The organism is Streptomyces beijiangensis (assembly GCF_017315755.1).
Classification (GTDB): Bacteria; Actinomycetota; Actinomycetes; order Streptomycetales; family Streptomycetaceae; genus Streptomyces; species Streptomyces beijiangensis.
Genome location: NZ_JAFLRJ010000377.1, coordinates 1 through 1,744 on the forward strand (window position 1 = coordinate 1; position 1,744 = coordinate 1,744).

A 1,744-nucleotide genomic window follows, 5' to 3' on the forward strand; every position below is an offset into this window, starting at 1 on the left:
CAACGAGATGGCGGTGGCCGGACTGACCGTCGAGTCCGCGAAGGGCGAGTGCAACCCGGGGCAGCACGAGATCGCCTTCAAGTACGACGAGGCGCTCGTCACCTGCGACCAGCACGCCGTCTACAAGACCGGCGCCAAGGAGATCGCCTCGCAGGAGGGCGTCTCGCTGACCTTCATGGCCAAGTACAACGAGCGCGAGGGCAACTCCTGCCACATCCACCTCTCGCTCCAGTCGGTCGACGAGCCGGGCAAGAGCGTCATGTCGGGCGAGGGCCCCGACGGGATGTCGCCGGTCATGCGCCACTTCCTCGCCGGACAGCTGGCCGCGCTGCGTGACTTCTCCCTGCTGTACGCACCCAACATCAACTCCTACAAACGGTTCCAGCCGGGCTCGTTCGCCCCCACGGCCGTCGCCTGGGGCCACGACAACCGCACCTGCTCCCTGCGCGTCGTCGGCCACGGCCGCTCGATGCGCTTCGAGAACCGCCTCCCCGGCGGAGACGTCAACCCGCACCTCGCCGTCGCGGGACTGGTCGCGGCCGGCCTGTACGGAATCGAGCAGAAGCTCGAACTCCCCGAGCCGTGCCCCGGCAACGCCTACACGGCCGACTACGAGCACGTCCCGACCACCCTCCGCGAGGCCGCCGCCCTCTGGTCGGCAAGCCCCATCGCCCAGGCGGCCTTCGGGGACGAGGTCGTCGCCCACTACGCCAACATGGCGCGCGTCGAGCTGGAGGCCTACGACGCCGCGGTGACCGACTGGGAGCTCCGCCGGGGATATGAGCGGCACTAAGGAGATCCCGGTCAGTTACCGGCGCCAAGTCGAGTGTGGCAGGCGGTACTCGAGGGCGGTGAGATGCTCTTCGCTGGCCGGGTCCAGATGCGCTGCGACCAGGTCAGCGAACGGGCCTGAAGTGGGAAGGGGAGGACCCCGATCGTGCGGCGCACTGGCAACCGGTCTGCACTGCCTGCCGCCGTGCTCGCCCGAGGTGAACCCCGACGAGCTCGTCAACGGGGATCTGAAGCACAGCCTGCCCAAGAGTCACCGGGCTCGGAACCGGGACCAACTCGCCACCAAGACCCGCCGGTTATTCCGCAGTCGCCAGTGTCCACGGCGCCGTCCGGTCTGGTGCAGCGGGCGCGGATTTTGTTGCTGGCGGGGGACGGGGTGGAGAAAACGGAGATCGCCGAGCGGCTGGGGTCCTCGCGCCCGACAGTGCTCAAGTGGCTTGGCCGGTATAGCGAGTCGGGGATCGAGGCGCTGGGTAATCTGCGGGTGAAACTGCATGTCATCGCGGACAACTACGGCACCCACAAACACGCCAACGTCACAGCGTGGCTGGCGAAGAACCCCCGCACCACCATGCACTTCACCCCCACCTCCTGCTCGTGGCTGAACATGGTCGAGATCTTCTTCGGGATCATCACCCGGCAGGCCATACGGCGCGGGACCTTCGAGTCCGTGACCGACTTCAAGGACGCCATCCGCACCTGCGTCAACGGCTACAACACCCGCTGTGAGCCGTTCACTTGAGTTTCTGACCAGTAGGTGAATTGTGGCTGGTGGGTGGGCAGTTACCCGAGTACCTCAGGGCGCGACGACACCGACGCGTCCAGTGTCGTACGCCTCCTGCGCGGCGGCGATGTACTCGTGGTGGCGCTCGACCCATGTCCCGAGCTGCTCGAAGGCGCTCTCGAGCTCCCGGGCCACGTCGCTGGCGGTGTACTCCACCTTCGGCGGCAC

The 1,744-nt window shown here is 67.3% G+C and carries 1 protein-coding gene and 3 pseudogenes; 3 read left to right on the top strand and 1 reads right to left on the bottom strand.

The features are described 5' to 3' along the window. From J0695_RS31450 to J0695_RS44330, 3 pseudogenes are all read left to right on the top strand, one after another. A pseudogene (locus J0695_RS31450) lies at window positions 1-793 on the top strand (glutamine synthetase); the annotation flags it as partial. A 336-nt stretch (window positions 794-1,129) separates the two neighbouring features. Beyond that, window positions 1,130-1,264: pseudogene (locus J0695_RS45275) on the top strand (helix-turn-helix domain-containing protein); the annotation flags it as partial. Between the two features lie 9 nt (window positions 1,265-1,273). Further along, a pseudogene (locus tag J0695_RS44330) lies at window positions 1,274-1,528 on the top strand (transposase); the annotation flags it as partial. Between the two features lie 60 nt (window positions 1,529-1,588). Here J0695_RS44330 and J0695_RS45775 read toward each other — a convergent pair. Beyond that, entirely contained in the window at window positions 1,589-1,744 is a 156-nt protein-coding gene (locus J0695_RS45775; RefSeq protein WP_372445848.1) for a hypothetical protein, read from the bottom strand.